The sequence below is a fragment of the Cupriavidus sp. USMAHM13 genome (assembly GCF_001854285.1).
In the GTDB taxonomy this organism is placed as follows: domain Bacteria; phylum Pseudomonadota; class Gammaproteobacteria; order Burkholderiales; family Burkholderiaceae; genus Cupriavidus; species Cupriavidus malaysiensis.
This window is the reverse complement of the sequence record NZ_CP017752.1, coordinates 2467623-2483095: the sequence shown is the minus strand read 5'-3', so window position 1 is coordinate 2483095 and position 15473 is coordinate 2467623. Positions and strand designations below refer to the sequence as shown.

The following is a 15473-nucleotide window of genomic DNA, read 5'->3' as shown; positions in this document are numbered from 1 at the left end:
TGCTGTCTCCTTCAGCGTGTGGCGTGGATGCCGGCAAGCGCCGGCCGGCGGGCACAGCGCGCGGCACAGGCAAAGGCGATGGCGGAAGCGATCGCCACCAGGTCGGTGCCCAGCAGGACGTAGGTGATCGGCGACGCGGTCCCTTGCCGGCCGAGCAGGTCGATGGCCCAGCCGGCCAGCAGGTTGCCGGCCGAGATCGCGAACACATTGATGCACAGCATCGAGAAGCCGGTCATCGTCGAGCGCGTGTGCGCCGGCACGCGCGCCATGATGGCGGCGTTCGCCGGCCCGTAGACCGCCAGCGGCAGGAAGGCGCCGGCGCACATGCCGGCATAGAAGGCCGGCGAACCCGGTTCGGCGAAGCGGTAGGCGATCATCAGCGGTGCGCACAGCAGCACCAGCAAGGCCATCAGCGCGGCGTGCCCTCCCGGCAGGCGGCGCGCCGCGCGGTCGCCGAGCATGCCGCCGACGACGGCGCCGAGCGTGCCGAACACCAGTTGCAGCAGCCCGATGCGGGTGGCGATGACGGCCGCATCCATGCCGCGTTCCTTGACCAGCCAGAGCTGCGTGAACGACAGCCCGGCAAAGACCACATGCACCAGCACCACGCCGGCGAGCAAGTGGCGCAGCGGCCGGCTTTCCCGTATCAGGCGCAACACTGCTGCCATCTGCTGCAGGAAGGGGGCGCCGCGCTCCGTGATCGCCTGCGCCGTGCGGTCTTCCCGCAGGCAGGCCAGCGGCAGGGCCAGGGCCATGCCGGCGGCACCCAGTGCATAGAAGGTGGCGCGCCAGCCGTGGCTGGCGCCGAAGGTGCCGGCCAGCAGGAAACTGCAGCCCACGCCCATCGGGATGCCCATGAAGAACACCCCCATGGCGGTGCTGCGGCGCCGCTCGCTGAACAGCTCGGCCAGCAGGCTCACTGCCGCCGGCACCAGCGCCGCTTCGCCGCTGGCGACGAAGAAGCGCGCCAGCACCAGCTGGCCGAAGCTCTGCGCATGGCCCGAGGCCCAGGTGCAGAGGCTCCAGATCAGCACGCCGGCGGCAATCACGCGGGTACGGCTGAAGCGGTCGGCCAGCGACCCCAGCACCAGCGCCATCGCACCGAAGCTCAACACCCATACGGCGCCGACCAGGAAACCGTACTGGGCATTGCTGAGGTGGAGTTCCGCGATCACTTGGGGCGAGAAGCCCAGCAGCATATTGCGGTCGATGTGCGCCAGCAGGTGGATCACCAGCAGGCAGGCCAGCACGGCCGGGGGGCGCTTCTTCCAGTCCATCAGTCGTCTCCGTTCAGGGCAAAGACCGCGCCCGCGGGCGCGCCGGCGCGGCGGCACACTGCCGCCGCTGGCCGGGGTGCGGCAGGGTTGCCGTCAGGCTGCCTTGCGCAGCGGTACGCCACGCTGCGCCGTGCCGCGGTTGGGCACCATGCCCAGGTGTGCGAGGGTCTCGTCGGCGCCGCTCCAGAAGGTGCCGGTCCGGTAGATGCGGTGAGCATCCTCGCCGCTGGCCACCTCGCGGTGCAGTTCGCGCGCGATGCGCACCATCTGCTCGACCTGCCGGACCGAGCTGGCGCGCTCGCCGTCCGGGCCGAACAGGGTGTCTTCGATGCCGACTCGTACATGCAGGCCCAGCGCGATGGCCATGGTGTTCATCGGCACCACGTTGCGGTTCAGCGTCTCGATGGTCAGCACGGCGCCGTCGGGCGTGCGGCGCGCGAACTCGATCATGTCGGCCGGATGCAGGCCGGCGGCGCCGCCGCCGATCGCCACGTAGTTGAGCACCAGCGGCCCGCAGTAGTCGCCACGGCGGATCAGCCGCTCGACCGTCTCCAGCGAGGTCAGGTTGCCCAGCATGAAGTGCGGCTGGATGCCGTTGGCGACCAGGCGGCGGATGTGCTCCACATGCCAGGATGGATTGGACGGCACGATCATGTCGCGATAGGCGGCCTGCAGGGCGGGACTGGCGAGCGAGGTGCCGGCGACGTCCGCCGCGGTCATCAGCTCCATCACGTTCATCTGGCTGGTGTTGATGGCCACCGTGACCTGGTCCGGGCGCGGCTGCAATTCGGCCAGCATATGGCGGGTGTCGTCGTTGAGCCAGCGTGCGGCCTGGCCGTCGTCTTCCGGCGCGAAGGAGATCGAGCCGCCCACCTGCAACACCATCTTCGGCACGGCTTCGCGCAGGCGCGCCAGCATCTCGTTGAACATCGACAGCCGCTTGCTGCCCTTGCCGTCGGCCTCGCGCACATGCACGTGCAGCACCGTGGCGCCGGCGTTGTAGCAATCCACCGCCTTCTGCACTTGTTCGTCCAGGGTCACCGGGATGTCATCGGAATCGCCCGGCAGCCACTGGGGGCCGTAGGGCGCGACCTGGATCACCAGCTTCTCCTGGTTTTCGGGCAGCAGGGAATCATCGAGGAAATGCATGTTCTGTCTCCTTGTGGTTCGGGATCGGGCTGGCGCGGCACGCTGCCGTGCCAGCAGAAACTCGCGGAAACCCGGGCAGGCGCGCCGGCCTCAGGCCGCGGCGGCTCGCACCGTGTCCTCGCTGTGCGCCGGCTCCAGCGCGGCCAGTTCTTCCAGCAGCATCGGCATGCCCAGGCTGGCCGAGTGGATGCCCAGCACGCTGACCGCCTGCAGCACGGCGGCGATCTCTGCGCGGGTGGCGCCAAGTTCGAGGGCCTTGCGGATATGGCGGCGGGTACCCGGCGCGTACATATGGGTGCAGGAGGCATCGACGGCGATGGCCAGGAACTCCAGCACCTTGGGCTCCAGCACGCCGGCGAGCACCGGGTGCATGCCCATCGCCATGAACTTCTCGGTCCACGCCGGATCGATTTCCGCCAGCGCGTCCCAGGCCGGATTCCAGTTGCCCGTGGCACGCAGTTGGTCGCAGATGGGGGTGGCGCCGGGGGTGCTCCCTTGGCCTTTGTCGATCGGCATCGTCGGTCTCCTTGCAGTCCCGGCTGGCGGGGCGCTGTGTCTGGTGTGGGGGGCGGCCCCGCCGGACGCTGTTTCCGTGCCGTGGCCGTGGTCGAAGTATCGCCGTTTGACCCGTCGTAATTTGACGTTTTGGGAAATTGACTTTACATTTTGGGAGGGTCCGGGAAAACACCATGCCTTACTTCGTCCGCAGTGCGAGCCTGATCAACTATGTGGAAGTCGCGCGCTCCGTGGGCCTGGAGCCGAACCGGCTGTTGCGTGCCGAGGGCATCAGTTCCTACGCCCTGCTCGATCCCGACAGCCGCATTCCGGTGGATGCCGTCGGCAGGCTGCTGGAAGCCTCGGCACGTGAAGCGGGCATCGAGGACTTCGGCCTGCGCATGGCGCAGACGCGGCAGCTTTCCAACCTGGGCCCGCTTGCCATGGCCGTGCGTGAAGAACCGACGCTGCGCCGCGCGATGGAGGCGATGGCGCGCTATATGCGGCTGCACAACGAAGCACTGGTCACACGCGTGGAGGAAGCCGAAGGCCTGGTGATGATCCGCGAGGACCTGATCGACCAGGCCGCGGTGCCCTTGCGCCAGTCGACCGAACTGGTGATCGGCGTGCTGTTCCGCACGCTGCAGCTGTTCCTCGGTGCGGGCTGGAAGCCGCGCAGCATCTGCTTCACGCACGGCCCGCCCGCGAGCACCGCCACCCATCGGCGCCTGTTCGGCATGCCGGTGCTGTTCCACCAGGAGTTCGACGGTATCGTCTGCCGGGCGGCGGAGCTGGAAACGCCGCTGCCCGGCTACGACGCCGCCATCGCGCAGCAGGTCCGGCAATACATGGATGCCATGCTGGCGCAGTCGAGTTCCAGCATGGCCGATAAGGTGCGTGAACTGGTGCTGGCGATGCTGCCGCTGGGCATCTGCTCGGTGGAGCGGATCGCCGGCCAGCTCGACGTGGACCGGCGTACCGTCCATCATCACCTGAGCGCGCGCGGCGAGAGCTATTCCTCCATCCTGAACGCGGTGCGCGTCGACCTCGTGGTGCGCTATATCGAGAACCGCGAGCGGCCGCTGTCCGAGGTGGCGACCCTGCTGGGCTTCGCTTCGCTGAGCGCCTTCTCGCGCTGGTTCGGCGGACAGTTCGGCTGCAGTGTGTCCAAGTGGCGGACACGCCAGGGACGATGACCCGCTGCGGCCTTGCCGGTGATGCCGGCGGCGCTGATCTGCATCAAGCCGCCCACGCCTTGCACGGCGCACAATGGCCGCAGGCGCTCACACAGGGTGAGTGGCCATTGCAGGCAGGGCACGCCAGGAGGAAAGCGGATGTTTCCCGAGTATCGCGAGCAGATTTCGGTATTGAAGACACAGGATGCGCACTTCGCGCGCCTGTTCGACCGTCATAACGAACTGGACCAGCAGATCAAGAACATGGAGGCCGGCATCGTCCCGGCCGACGAGCTGGCGATCGAGCAGCGCAAGAAAGAGAAGCTCCACCTGAAGGACCAGCTCTACGTGATCTTGCGAAAGACGGCCGGAGACTGATATCTGATATCGCGCTGCCGCGCGCGGCACTTCAATTGGTGCGGTGGCGCGGCCGGGCCGGATGATGATGCCGCGAACGGAGCAGCCCGCGCCGGTGGCTGAAGATCGAGCGTACGGCAAACACGTAGACGGCAAGGATCAGCAATGCCAGGAGCAGGAGCAACACGAACGGTGTCGCCATGGCAATCCCTCCGGGACCGCGCGGTCCCTGTGCGTGACATGGATGAGGCACATTGGCGCCGCGGCGCCGGGGACGGCGCCGTCGGATGCGGGCCGGGCACCATGCGCCCGGCCGGAGTGGGCTGGCGCCGCAGACGATCGCCCGCGCGCCAGACAGGGTGCCCTTCCAGTGTAGTGCGCCGGCGCACCGACGGCGGCCGCCGGCCTGCGTTGGCAGGGTTAACCAGCGCATGCGCGCCGGCGTCGCGAGCCTGCCGGCGGGGCTGCGTGCTGCATCCTGCCCTGCTGCCGCGCGCGCCGCGCGGTGCCGGGGTTTCACCCACCGCCTAAGCTAAGTCGAAACGATCAGTTCGCGCCGGCGCGGCCGCTTCCTATACTCGCCCTCCTCGCGGCAGAAGCCGCATACCGATCCCGGGGAGAGCGATGTTGAAATCATTGGGCAAGCTGGCGGCACTGGCCGCCCTCGTGCTGGCGGTCGGCGCCGTCGCCGCGCAGGAGCGCACGCGTATCAAGGTGGGCGTGTCGGTGGGCAACGCCGAGCAGACCTTCGAGGTCGTCAAGAAGGTGGCCGCGCGCGACGGGCTGGACATCCAGGTCGTTGTCTTCAGCGATTACCTGCAGCCCAACGAGGCGCTCGCCGCCGGCGACCTCGACGCCAATGCCTTCCAGCACAAGCCCTTCCTCGACAGCCAGATCAAGGCGCGGGGCTACAAGATCGTGCCGGTGGGCCTGACCTTGACGGCACCGCTGGGCATCTACTCCAAGCGCTACAAGTCCGTCGACCAGTTGCCGGCGGGGGCGCGTATCGGCATCCAGAACGATCCGTCGAACGGCAACCGCGCACTGCTGCTGCTGCAGAAGGCCGGCCTGCTCAAGCTGCGGCCGGGCGTCGGCGAGAACGGCGTCAATGCCACGCCGCTCGACGTGGTGGAGAACCCGCGCAAGCTGAAGCTGATCGAGCTGGATGCGGCGCAATTGCCGCGCGCCCTCGACGATCTCGCCGCGGCCTCGATCAATAACGACTACGCCTTCCGCGCCGGACTCTCGCTGCAGCGCGACACCATCGCGGTCGAAGACGCGAAGGGGCCCTACGCGAACCTGATCGCCACACGTGCCGAAGACAAGGACAAGCCCTGGGTCAGGAAGCTGGTCAAGGCCTACCAGTCGGAGGAGGTGCGCCGCTTCATCGAGAGCGAGTTCAAGGGCTCGCTGGTACCCGCCTTCTGAAGCCGCCCCGAGCGGCGCGCCGCGCGGCATGCGCCGCGCGCATATGGATTCCCGCAATGCTTCGTTGTCCGGCGCTGCGGGTTTCGCTACCGTGTCTCGTCAGCAGACACCTCCCCAACGCCTGAGCAGCCGGCCGCAAGCGGACCCAGACCGCGGCCGAGGGCGGCGCTCATCGGCAACCGACAGCAGGAGCCGCGCATGGCAAGCAATGGATTCGGATTCGATAGGCAGACCGGCCACGCGGACACCGCGGCCGACGTCCTGGTGATCGGCGGCGGACCCGCCGGCACCTGGGCCGCGCTGGCGGCCGCCGAGGCCGGTGCGCGCGTGGTACTGGCCGACAAGGGCCATTGCGGCACCTCCGGCGCCACGGCGGCGGCGGGCACCGCGATCTGGCACGTGCAGCCCGAGCGCGCCGCGCGCGAGGCCGCCAAGGCGAGCCGCTACGAACTGGGTGGACGGCTGGCCGAGCCGCACTGGATGGACCGCGTTCTCGACCAGACCTATGCCGGCCTGGAGCGGCTGTCCCAGTGGGGCTACCCCTTTCCGCGTGACGCGTCCGCACGCGAACAGCGTGCCTCGCTGCAGGGGCCGGAATATATGCGGCTGATGCGCAGGCGCGCCAAGGCGGCCGGCGTGCGCATCCTCGACCACCATCCCGCGCTCGAACTGCTGCGCGACGAGGCCGGCGCGGTGCGCGGCGCGCGCGGACTGCACCGGCAGGCTGCCGACGGTGCTCCGGCGCACTGGACGGTGCGCGCCTCGGCGGTGGTGATCGCCACCGGCGGCTGCGCCTTCCTGAGCCGCGCGCTCGGCTGTAATGTGCTGACCGGCGACGGCTACCTGATGGCGGCGGAGGCCGGCGCGGCGCTGTCCGGCATGGAGTTCTCCAGCGCTTATGGCCTGGGCCCTGCGTTTTCTTCGGTCACGAAGTCGCTGTTCTACCAGTGGGCCACCTTCTACGACGGCCTCGGCCAGGAGATCGAAGGCGCAGGCTCGGCGCGCGGCCGCGGCTTGATCGCCAAGACGCTGCAGACGCAGGCCGTCTACGCCCGGCTGGACCGTGCCGATGCGCGCGTGCGTGCCTGGATGCGCGCGTCCCAGCCCAACTTCTTCCTGCCCTTCGACCGTCTCGGCATCGATCCTTTCACCCAGCGCTTCCCCGTCACCCTGCGCCTGGAGGGCACGGTGCGCGGCACCGGCGGCCTGCGCCTTGCCGATGCGCACTGTGGTACCGGCGTCGCCGGCCTCTACGCAGCCGGCGACGCCGCCACGCGCGAGCTGATCTGCGGCGGCTTCACCGGGGGCGGCAGCCACAACGCCGCCTGGGCACTCTCTTCCGGCTGGTGGGCCGGCCAGGGCGCAGCGGCGCATGCCGCCCGCCGCGCCCCGCCCGCGGCGGCCGGATTGCAGGGCGCCGGCAGTGCCGGCCTGCGTGGCGAGCCGGTGGCCGAGGCCGACAGCGCGGCGCTGGTGCAGGCCGTGCAGGCCGAGGTCTTCCCCTATGAGCGCAACTGGTTCCGCGACGGCGAGGCGCTGGCGCAGTCGCTGCAGCGGCTGGATGCGCTGTGGCAGCACTGGCGCGGCATCGTGCCGGGCGCGGGGACGGCCTTGTCCACCACCGGACAGGCGCTGCGCACGCGCGAGGCGATCGCCATGCTGGCCACCGCGCGCTGGATGTACCGCAGTGCCCTCGCCCGTACCGAGACGCGCGGCATGCACCGCCGGCTCGACCATCCCGCCCTCGACGAAGCACAGCGCTACCGCCTGCTCAGCCAGGGACTGGACGAGATCCGCATCACGCGCGAGCGGGTGGCTGATGCGGCCGATGCAGCCGATGCAGCCGGCTGGCAGGAGGCCGCATGATCGAGGCGCTCGACCCGGCCCGCTGCACGTCCTGCAATATCTGCGTGCGCGTCTGCCCTACCAATGTGTTCTCGCCCCAGCCGGGCGGCACGCCGCGCATCGCGCGCCAGCTCGATTGCCAGACCTGCTTCCTGTGCGAGGTCTACTGCCCTGAGGATGCCCTGTTCGTGTCGCCGCTGGCCGACAGCTGCGTGCCGGCGGACGAGGCGGCGGCCAGGCTGCCGGTCCATGCGGGTGCTTACCGTGCCGCGGTGGGCTGGGGCCGCGGACGTTCGCCCGGGGCGGCCGAAGACCGCAGCCACGCGCTGCTCGCGCTGGTGCAGCGTTAGCAGCCGGCGCAGCGCCTGGCCAGCCCTCGGAGCCCCGCCATGAAAGACCTGCTCGATTGGATCACCGCCATCGGCGCCGGCTTGGTCGTCTACGCCGCCCTCAGCCATCCGCTCTATCCACCGGGATCCGCCAGTGCGCGCAAGGCGTCGCGCCCGCCGCCCCAGCGCGGCGGCGACGCGGAAGACGCCGCCGCGGAGCCGCCGCCGCGCTGATGCCCGCAGGATCGCGCGCGTTCATCTCATTCACCTTACTCACCTGCCGCGCAGCGATGCGCGTCGATGCTGCGCGGTGACGCAGCGTGTCGATGCGCGCCGGACCGAGTAAGCATCTACGCAAATATTCGTGGGAAGCGCCACCCTTGCCATGCTGCAATGCCAGCATGGCTGCGGGCCTCCAGCAAGCACCGCAAGCCGCTGCGGCAACACCCTCCGGCAGCGGCAGGCGCCGCCGGGCGTTCGCCCCGGGCTGGTTCCCACCGGGCCCCAAGGCAGCCAGGCCGGTCCGCCGGCCATGATCGAACCGCGACTGCCATGACAACCTTGTCCGATTTCCCGACCCATGCCATTCCCGTGCCGCCGGCACGGCTCCCCGAACCTCACCGCGTGCGCCGCATCGCCGATGACGCCGAGGCCCTGCAGCGCGCCCACGAACTTGCCGCGGTCTTTGCCGCCGGCGCCGCCGAGCGTGACCGCGAGCGCCGCCTGCCGTGGCAGGAACTCGACCTGTGGTCGGAAAGCGGCCTGGGCGGCATCACCGTGCCGCGCGCGCACGGCGGCGCCGAGGTGTCCTACGCCACGCTGGCGGAGGTCTTCGTCATCCTGTGCGCCGCCGACCCGGCGCTGGGCCAGATCCCGCAGAACCATTTCGGCCTGCTGGGCGTGCTGCGCGAGATCGGCAGCGAAGCGCAGAAGCGCCGTTTCTACGGCGAGATACTGGCCGGCGCGCGGCTGGGCAATGCCGGCCCCGAACGGCGCTCGGCCGACAGCCCCACCGTCCTGCACGGCACCACGCGCCTGGTGCGCACCGAGCACGGCCTGCGCCTGAGCGGGCGCCGCTTCTACTCCACCGGCGCGTTGTTCGCCCACCGGGTGCCGGCCCGCGCGCTCGACGAAGCCGGCCGCGCGGTGCAGGTCTGGTCGCCGCGCGAGGTGCGCGGGCTCAGCGTCATCGATGACTGGTCTTCCTTCGGCCAGCGCACCACCGCCAGCGGCACGGTGGTGTTCGACGACGTGCCCGTGTCCCCCGACGACGTGCTGCCGCTGTGGCAGCTCGCCGAGCGGCCCGGTCTCTACGGCCCCAATTCGCAACTGATCCAGGCCGCCATCGACCAGGGCATCGCCGAGGCCGCGCTGGCCGACGCCATCGCTTTCGTGCGCGAACGCGCGCGTCCCTGGATGGATTCGGGCCTGGCGCGCGCCGCCGACGACCCCTACATCATCCAGGACGTGGGGCGCTTGCAGATCGATGTGCACGCCGCGCGCGAGGTCCTGCTGGACGCCGGCCGCACGCTCGACGCCATTGCCGCCGGCCCGCTCGACGCCGCGGCCAGCGCGCGCGCCTCGGTGGCGGTGGCGGAGGCCAAGGTGCTGACCACCGAGGTCGCGCTGGAGGCCAGCCAGAAACTGTTCGAGCTGGCCGGTTCCTCGGCCACGCGCGCCGCTTACAACCTCGACCGCCACTGGCGCAATGCACGCACCCATACGCTGCACGATCCGGTGCGCTGGAAGACCCAGTTGATCGGCAACTACCACCTGAACGGCGTGCTGCCCGCGCGCCACTCCTGGAACTGAGCCGGAGCCCTGCCATGTCCCTGCTATCCCAACCCCTGCCGGAGGCCGCCGGTGCCAGCCGGCCCGCGCCGGCGGCGCCCCCGGCCCCGCTGGCCCGCTTGATCCGCGACGACACCGAGGCGCTGGCCGTCGCCCAGGCGCTGGCGGCCCGCTTCGCGCCCGAAGCCGCTGCGCGTGATCGCGAGCGGCGGCTGCCGTGGGCCGAGCTCGACGACTTCAGCGCCAGCGGCCTGTGGGGCATCACGGTGCCGCGCGAGTACGGCGGTGCCGGCGTGTCCAATGTCACGCTGGCCCAGGTGGTCGCCACCATCGCCGCCGCCGACGGCTCGCTGGGCCAGATCCCGCAGAACCACTTCTATGCGCTGGAAGTGCTGCGCGTGGGCGGCAGCGAGGCGCAGAAGCGCTTCTTCTTCGCCCGCGCGCTGGCCGGCGAACGTTTCGGCAACGCGCTCGCCGAGATCGGCCACAAGGACTTCAAGCGCCGCACGCGGCTGAGCCGCGAGGGCAGCGGCTGGCGGATCGACGGCAAGAAGTTCTACTGCACCGGCGCGCTGTACGCGCACTGGATCCCCACCCTGGTGGTCGCGCAGGAAGACGGGCGCGAGGTCAGCTACCTGGCCTTCGTGCCCCGCCGCGCGCCCGGCGTCACCATCGTCGACGACTGGGACGGCTTCGGGCAGCGCGTCACCGGCAGCGGCTCGGTCAGCTTCGAGCATGTGCACGTGGAGGCGGATTGGGTGGTGCCGTTCCAGGCATCTTTCGACACGCCGACCACCATCGGCCCGGTGGCGCAGCTGTTGCACGCGGCCATCGATCTGGGCATCGGGCGTGGGGCTTTCGCCGCCACGCTGGAATTCGTGCGCGAGCACGCCCGGCCCTGGGTCGATGCCGGCGTCGAGCGGGCCGCCGACGATCCGCTGGCGATCCAGCAGGTGGGCGACGTGGCAGTGCGCCTGCGCGCGGCGGAAGCGCTGCTGCACCGGGCCGGGCGCATCGTCGATGCCACCCAGCGCGGGCCGGACGCCGACAGCGTGGCCAACGCATCGGTGGCGGTGGCCGAAGCGCGCGCGCTGACCACCACCGCTTCGCTGCTGGCCGGCAGCAAGCTGTTCGAACTGGGTGGCACCGGTGCCACGCTGGACCATCTCGGGCTGGACCGTTTCTGGCGCAACGCGCGCACCCATACCCTGCATGATCCGGTGCGCTGGAAATACCACGCGGTGGGGAACTTCTACCTGAACGACCGGAACCCGCCCCGGCACGGAGCCCTGTGATGGCCGCCAAGCCTATCCTGCTCAACGCCTTCAACATGAACTGCGTGGGCCACATCAACCACGGCCTGTGGACCCATCCGCGCGACCGCTCGCTCGACTATCACACCCTGTCCTACTGGACCGAGCAGGCCCGTATCCTGGAGCGCGGCCTGTTCGACGGCCTCTTCCTCGCCGACATCGTCGGCGTCTACGACGTCTACCAGGGCAATGTCGACGTGACGCTGCGCGAATCGATCCAGCTCCCGGTCAACGATCCCCTGCTGCTGGTCTCGGCCATGGCCGCGGTCACGCAGCACCTGGGCTTCGGCGTCACCGTCAATCTCACCTATGAGGCGCCCTACCTGCTGGCGCGCCGCTTCTCCACGCTGGACCACCTAAGCGGCGGCCGCGTCGGCTGGAACATCGTCACCGGCTATCTCGACAGCGCCGCGCGGGCCATGGGCCTGGACGGCCAGATCGCCCACGACGAGCGCTACGACCGTGCCGACGAGTATCTGGAAGTCCTGTACAAGCTGTGGGAAGGCAGCTGGGAGGACGGTGCCGTGCGGCGCGACAAGGCGGCGCGCGTGTTCGCCGACCCGGCGCGGGTGCATAAGGTGCGCCATGCCGGCCGCTACTACCAGGTCGAGGGCTACCACCTGGCGGAGCCCTCGCCGCAGCGCACGCCGGTGCTGTTCCAGGCCGGCAGTTCCGGGCGCGGGCAGCGCTTCGCCGCACGCCATGCCGAGTGCGTCTTCATTTCGCCGCCCAGCAAGGAGGCTGCGCGCCAGACCGTCAAGACCCTGCGCGAACAGCTGGTGGCGGCAGGCCGGCGGCCTGACGACGTCAAGGTCTTCATGGGCACCGCGGTGGTCACCGCCCGCACCGAGGCCGAAGCGCGCCAGAAGCATGCCGAGTACAAGGACTACGCCAGCCGCGAGGCCGGGCTGGCGCATTTCGCCGCCAGCACCGGCGTGGACTTCGGCCGCTACGACCTCGATGCTCCGGTCGACTATGGCGGCGGCAACGCCATCGAATCGGCCACCCGCACCGCGCAGCAGCACGGCTGGACCCGGCGCAAGCTGCTGCAACTGTTCGAACTGGGCGGGCGCTATCCGGCCATCGTCGGCGATCCCGGCCAGGTGGCCGACGAACTGGTGTCCTGGATCGACGAGACGGGGATCGATGGCTTCAACCTGAGCCGCACGGTGGTGCCGGAGAGTTATGCCGACTTCGTCGAGCTGGTGGTGCCGGCCCTGCAGGAGCGCGGCCGCTACAAGACCGCCTACGGGGAAGGCAGCCTGCGCCAGAAGCTGTTCGGCGCCGGCGACCGCCTGCCGGCGCGGCATGCGGCCGCCGCCTTCCGTGTGCCGCCGGGCTGAGCCGGCCCCCGGCGCTACAGGCGCTACAGGCGCTACAGGCGCTTCGGGCGCTTCGGGCGCTTCGGGCGCTTCGGGCGCCGGCGATTCTTTCCCCTTTTCCTTGCTTGCAGACTCCGCATCATGAAGCAGAAACGACGACTGTTGTGCTCCCTCCCCGCCCTGCTGCTCGCTGCCGTGGCGGCGCTGGCGCCGCTCTCCGGAGCCCGTGGCGCCCAGGCGGGGCCGCTGAAGATCGGCGTCACGCCGGGCGCCCTGGCCGACTCGGTCGAGGTGGCCGCGGCCGAGGCCCGCAAGCAGGGCCTGGACGTCAAGGTGATCGAGTTCACCGACTGGACCACGCCCAACGTGGCGCTGGCCTCGGGCGATCTCGATCTCAACTACTTCCAGCACCAGGCCTTTCTCGACAATGCCGTCAAGGAGCGCGGCTACGCCTTCCGCAGCGTCGGCATCGGCGTGCTGCCCAATATCGGCCTCTACTCCAGCCGTATCCAGCGCTTCGACCAGCTCAAGCCGGGCGCGCGCGTCGGCGTCGCCAGCGATCCCGTCAACCAAGGGCGCGGCCTGCTCCTGCTGCAGAAGGCCGGCCTGATCACCTTGCGCGCCGGCGTCGGCGCGCGCGGCGGGCTGGATGACGTGACGGCCAACCCGAAGCAACTCAAGTTCGTCGAGATCGAAGGGCCGCAACTGGTACGCGCGCTCGACGACGTCGACCTGGCACAGGGCTATCCGGCCCACTTCGTCAATGCCGGCAAGGCGAAGATCGCCGGCTCTGCCCTGCTCTACTCGGGCGTGGACGACGCCTACTTCGCCATCCGCTTCGTCAGCCGCCAGGACAATGCCGCCGATCCGCGCATCGCACGCTTCGTCAAGCTCTACCAGTCGTCGCCCGCGGTGCGCAAGCAGCTCAGCGCCTCCTATGCCGACGACGACAAGCTCTACAGCCTGCCCTGGCTGAAGCCCTGACAGCCGACGCCATGAGCCACGTGTCATGAGCAACGCAAGCGCAATCGAACGGCGCGGCATCGCCGGCATCCCGCGCGGTGAAGCCGCGCGTCCGCAGGCAGCCATCGAAGCGGCGGCGGACCGCCGCGCTGCCGGCACCATCGCCTTCCAGGGCGTGGGCAAGGTCTACCAGGCGGGGGCCGGCGCGGTCCATGCCCTGCAGGACGTCGACGCCGAGATCCCGGCCGGCAGCATCTTCGGCATCATCGGCCGCAGCGGGGCCGGCAAGTCGAGCCTGCTGCGCACCATCAACCGGCTGGAGCAGCCCAGCCGCGGCCGTGTGCTGGTCGACGGCGCGGACATCGCCGGCCTCGACGCCGCCGGCCTGGTGCGGCTGCGCCGGCGCATCGGCATGATCTTCCAGCACTTCAACCTGTTATCGGCCAAGACGGTGCGCGAGAACGTGGCGCTGCCGCTCAAGGTCGCCGGCGTGCCGCGCGCCGAGATCGAGCGCCGCGTCGGCGAACTGCTGGGGCTGGTCGGGCTGGCCGGCAAGGAAGACAGCTATCCTGGCCGCCTGTCGGGCGGGCAGAAGCAGCGCGTCGGCATCGCGCGGGCACTGGTGCATCGCCCGGAGATCCTGCTGTGCGACGAAGCCACCTCGGCGCTCGACCCCGAATCCACGCAGTCGATCCTGGCGCTGCTGCGCGATATCAATCGCCGCTTCGGCCTGACCATCGTGCTGATCACGCACGAGATGCGCGTGATCCGCGACATCTGCGACCGCGTGCTGGTGCTGGAGGGAGGCCGCGTCGCCGAGCAGGGGGCGGTGTGGCAGGTGTTCGGCACGCCGCGCCATGCAGCCACGCGCGCCTTGCTGCGGCCGCTGGAATCCGCGTTGCCGGAGGACCTGGCCCTGCTGCTGCGGGCCGAGCCGCCGGCCTCAGGCCGCTACGAGCAACTGGTGGAGCTGCGCTACGCCGGCGGGGCGTCGGAGTCCGACCTGCCGGCCGCCGCACCCGACCTGGCCCGCATCGCCAGCGCACTGGGCGGCCGTGCGCGCCTGCTCCACGCCGGGCTCGATCGCATCCAGGCCCGCACGCAGGGACGGCTGCTGGTGGCGGTGCCGTCCGGCATCGCGCTGCCGCCCGTCTTTGCCGCCCCCTCTCCCACCCACGCCAAGGTCCTCGGCTATGTCCCCGCTTACGATTGAACGCATCTGGCAAGGCTTGTTCGACACCCTCACCATGGTCGGTGCCTCGGCCCTGGTGGCCGTGGCCGCCGGCATTCCCCTGGCCCTGGTGCTGGTGCTGAGCGCGCCCGGCGGCGTGCTGGCCGCGCCGCGCCTGCATCGTGCGCTGGGCAGCGTGGTCAACGGCTTCCGCGCCACCCCCTTCCTGGTGCTGCTGGTGGCGCTGCTGCCTTTCACCCGGCTGGTGGTCGGCGCCACCATCGGTGTGTGGGCCGCGGTGGTGCCGCTCGCCGTCAGCGCCACGCCCTTCTTTGCCCGCATCGCGGAGATCAGCCTGCGCGAGGTCGACCGCGGCCTGGTGGAGGCGGCGCAGGCCATGGGCTGCGGCCGCTGGCACATCGTCTGGCATGTGCTGCTGCCGGAAGCCTTGCCGGGCATCGTCGGCGGCTTCGTGATCACGGTGGTGTCGCTGATCGGCGCCTCGGCCATGGCCGGTGCGGTGGGCGCCGGCGGCCTGGGCGACATCGCCATCCGTTACGGCTACCAGCGCTTCGACACCACGGTGATGGCGGTGGTGATCGTGCTGCTGATCGGCCTGGTCAGCCTGGTCCAGTGGGCCGGGGACCGCTGGGTGCGCTATCTGCGGGCACGCTGACAGGCCGATCGCCAGGCCGATCGGCTCGCCGTAACGTAGCGGCCGGAACGGGCCGGGCAGCGTCGGGACGGATACTACGGATACGGAGGCGGCGCAGATCGCAGATGGCGCGGCGGAAGGCAGGGCAAAGGCCCCACCTTCCGCTGCCGCTCCGGAATGGTCGCGCAGGCTGGGCCCCGGGG

General features: G+C 70.4%; 16 protein-coding genes. 12 read left to right on the top strand and 4 right to left on the bottom strand.

Translation table 11 applies throughout. From position 1 onward, the window contains the following. Positions 1 to 11: 11 nt before the first annotated feature. From BKK81_RS29205 to BKK81_RS29195, 3 genes are all read right to left on the bottom strand, one after another. Positions 12 to 1277 carry an MFS transporter gene (locus BKK81_RS29205; protein WP_071020190.1) on the bottom strand — a complete coding sequence of 422 codons (1266 nt, stop codon included), beginning with the start codon at positions 1275 to 1277 and terminating at the stop codon, positions 12 to 14. Positions 1278 to 1370: 93 nt separating this feature from the next. Further along, a complete protein-coding gene (locus BKK81_RS29200) occupies positions 1371 to 2426 on the bottom strand; it encodes a 3-keto-5-aminohexanoate cleavage protein (RefSeq protein WP_071020187.1) in 1056 nt (351 codons plus the stop codon). 90 nt (positions 2427 to 2516) lie between these two features. Further along, the gene (locus tag BKK81_RS29195; protein WP_071020185.1) at positions 2517 to 2942 is read right to left on the bottom strand and encodes a carboxymuconolactone decarboxylase family protein; all 426 of its coding nucleotides are present in this window, start codon (positions 2940 to 2942) and stop codon (positions 2517 to 2519) included. Positions 2943 to 3115: 173 nt separating this feature from the next. Between BKK81_RS29195 and BKK81_RS29190 the strand changes: the two genes are divergently transcribed. Together BKK81_RS29190 and BKK81_RS29185 are read left to right on the top strand one after the other, a co-directional pair. Beyond that, positions 3116 to 4117, top strand: coding sequence for an AraC family transcriptional regulator (locus BKK81_RS29190; protein ID WP_071020182.1), 1002 nt, complete (start codon positions 3116 to 3118; stop codon positions 4115 to 4117). Between the two features lie 138 nt (positions 4118 to 4255). After that, complete coding sequence (locus BKK81_RS29185) at positions 4256 to 4474, top strand: YdcH family protein (RefSeq protein ID WP_071020179.1); 219 nt, start codon at positions 4256 to 4258, stop codon at positions 4472 to 4474. 31 nt (positions 4475 to 4505) lie between these two features. Here the strand turns inward: BKK81_RS29185 and BKK81_RS35725 are convergent, their stop codons facing one another. Further along, positions 4506 to 4655, bottom strand: a complete 150-nt coding sequence (locus BKK81_RS35725) for a hypothetical protein (RefSeq protein ID WP_156811482.1) — start codon at positions 4653 to 4655, stop codon at positions 4506 to 4508. A gap of 422 nt (positions 4656 to 5077) precedes the next feature. Here BKK81_RS35725 and BKK81_RS29180 point away from each other — a divergent pair, with 422 nt between their 5' ends. The 10 genes from BKK81_RS29180 (at position 5078) to BKK81_RS29140 (ending at position 15291) form a co-directional block, all read left to right on the top strand. Beyond that, the gene (locus BKK81_RS29180) at positions 5078 to 5881 is read left to right on the top strand and encodes a MetQ/NlpA family ABC transporter substrate-binding protein (RefSeq protein WP_071020176.1); all 804 of its coding nucleotides are present in this window, start codon (positions 5078 to 5080) and stop codon (positions 5879 to 5881) included. A gap of 198 nt (positions 5882 to 6079) precedes the next feature. Continuing rightward, complete coding sequence (locus tag BKK81_RS29175) at positions 6080 to 7747, top strand: FAD-dependent oxidoreductase (RefSeq protein ID WP_083384525.1); 1668 nt, start codon at positions 6080 to 6082, stop codon at positions 7745 to 7747. Next, positions 7744 to 8076, top strand: coding sequence for a 4Fe-4S dicluster domain-containing protein (locus BKK81_RS29170; RefSeq protein WP_071020172.1), 333 nt, complete (start codon positions 7744 to 7746; stop codon positions 8074 to 8076). Before BKK81_RS29175 ends, BKK81_RS29170 begins: the two co-directional genes overlap by 4 nt. Positions 8077 to 8115: 39 nt before the next feature. Next, entirely contained in the window at positions 8116 to 8289 is a 174-nt protein-coding gene (locus BKK81_RS35720; RefSeq protein ID WP_156811480.1) for a hypothetical protein, read from the top strand. 318 nt (positions 8290 to 8607) lie between these two features. Further along, complete coding sequence (locus tag BKK81_RS29165) at positions 8608 to 9867, top strand: SfnB family sulfur acquisition oxidoreductase (protein WP_071020169.1); 1260 nt, start codon at positions 8608 to 8610, stop codon at positions 9865 to 9867. A 14-nt stretch (positions 9868 to 9881) separates the two neighbouring features. Then, complete coding sequence (locus tag BKK81_RS29160) at positions 9882 to 11141, top strand: SfnB family sulfur acquisition oxidoreductase (RefSeq protein ID WP_083384524.1); 1260 nt, start codon at positions 9882 to 9884, stop codon at positions 11139 to 11141. Next, positions 11141 to 12502 (top strand): LLM class flavin-dependent oxidoreductase, encoded by a 1362-nt coding sequence (locus BKK81_RS29155; RefSeq protein WP_071020166.1) that lies wholly within the window; start codon positions 11141 to 11143, stop codon positions 12500 to 12502. The genes BKK81_RS29160 and BKK81_RS29155 overlap by 1 nt, the downstream gene beginning before the upstream one ends. Before the next feature lie 120 nt (positions 12503 to 12622). Next, positions 12623 to 13465 carry a MetQ/NlpA family ABC transporter substrate-binding protein gene (locus tag BKK81_RS29150; protein ID WP_071020163.1) on the top strand — a complete coding sequence of 281 codons (843 nt, stop codon included), beginning with the start codon at positions 12623 to 12625 and terminating at the stop codon, positions 13463 to 13465. A gap of 25 nt (positions 13466 to 13490) precedes the next feature. Continuing rightward, complete coding sequence (locus BKK81_RS29145; RefSeq protein WP_083384523.1) at positions 13491 to 14657, top strand: methionine ABC transporter ATP-binding protein; 1167 nt, start codon at positions 13491 to 13493, stop codon at positions 14655 to 14657. Then, positions 14638 to 15291, top strand: a complete 654-nt coding sequence (locus BKK81_RS29140) for a methionine ABC transporter permease (RefSeq protein WP_071020160.1) — start codon at positions 14638 to 14640, stop codon at positions 15289 to 15291. Before BKK81_RS29145 ends, BKK81_RS29140 begins: the two co-directional genes overlap by 20 nt. The last annotated feature ends 182 nt before the right edge of the window (positions 15292 to 15473 follow it).

Excerpts from the sequence above, each read along its gene's own strand:
- BKK81_RS29205 (WP_071020190.1), bottom strand. The coding sequence starts at position 1,277 with ATGGACTGGAAGAAGCGCCCCCCGGCCGTGCTGGCCTGCCTGCTGGTG.
- BKK81_RS29200 (WP_071020187.1), bottom strand. The coding sequence starts at position 2,426 with ATGCATTTCCTCGATGATTCCCTGCTGCCCGAAAACCAGGAGAAGCTG.
- BKK81_RS29195 (WP_071020185.1), bottom strand. The coding sequence starts at position 2,942 with ATGCCGATCGACAAAGGCCAAGGGAGCACCCCCGGCGCCACCCCCATC.
- BKK81_RS29190 (WP_071020182.1), top strand. The coding sequence starts at position 3,116 with ATGCCTTACTTCGTCCGCAGTGCGAGCCTGATCAACTATGTGGAAGTC.
- BKK81_RS29185 (WP_071020179.1), top strand. The coding sequence starts at position 4,256 with ATGTTTCCCGAGTATCGCGAGCAGATTTCGGTATTGAAGACACAGGAT.
- BKK81_RS35725 (WP_156811482.1), bottom strand. The coding sequence starts at position 4,655 with ATGGCGACACCGTTCGTGTTGCTCCTGCTCCTGGCATTGCTGATCCTT.
- BKK81_RS29180 (WP_071020176.1), top strand. The coding sequence starts at position 5,078 with ATGTTGAAATCATTGGGCAAGCTGGCGGCACTGGCCGCCCTCGTGCTG.
- BKK81_RS29175 (WP_083384525.1), top strand. The coding sequence starts at position 6,080 with ATGGCAAGCAATGGATTCGGATTCGATAGGCAGACCGGCCACGCGGAC.
- BKK81_RS29170 (WP_071020172.1), top strand. The coding sequence starts at position 7,744 with ATGATCGAGGCGCTCGACCCGGCCCGCTGCACGTCCTGCAATATCTGC.
- BKK81_RS35720 (WP_156811480.1), top strand. The coding sequence starts at position 8,116 with ATGAAAGACCTGCTCGATTGGATCACCGCCATCGGCGCCGGCTTGGTC.
- BKK81_RS29165 (WP_071020169.1), top strand. The coding sequence starts at position 8,608 with ATGACAACCTTGTCCGATTTCCCGACCCATGCCATTCCCGTGCCGCCG.
- BKK81_RS29160 (WP_083384524.1), top strand. The coding sequence starts at position 9,882 with ATGTCCCTGCTATCCCAACCCCTGCCGGAGGCCGCCGGTGCCAGCCGG.
- BKK81_RS29155 (WP_071020166.1), top strand. The coding sequence starts at position 11,141 with ATGGCCGCCAAGCCTATCCTGCTCAACGCCTTCAACATGAACTGCGTG.
- BKK81_RS29150 (WP_071020163.1), top strand. The coding sequence starts at position 12,623 with ATGAAGCAGAAACGACGACTGTTGTGCTCCCTCCCCGCCCTGCTGCTC.
- BKK81_RS29145 (WP_083384523.1), top strand. The coding sequence starts at position 13,491 with ATGAGCAACGCAAGCGCAATCGAACGGCGCGGCATCGCCGGCATCCCG.
- BKK81_RS29140 (WP_071020160.1), top strand. The coding sequence starts at position 14,638 with ATGTCCCCGCTTACGATTGAACGCATCTGGCAAGGCTTGTTCGACACC.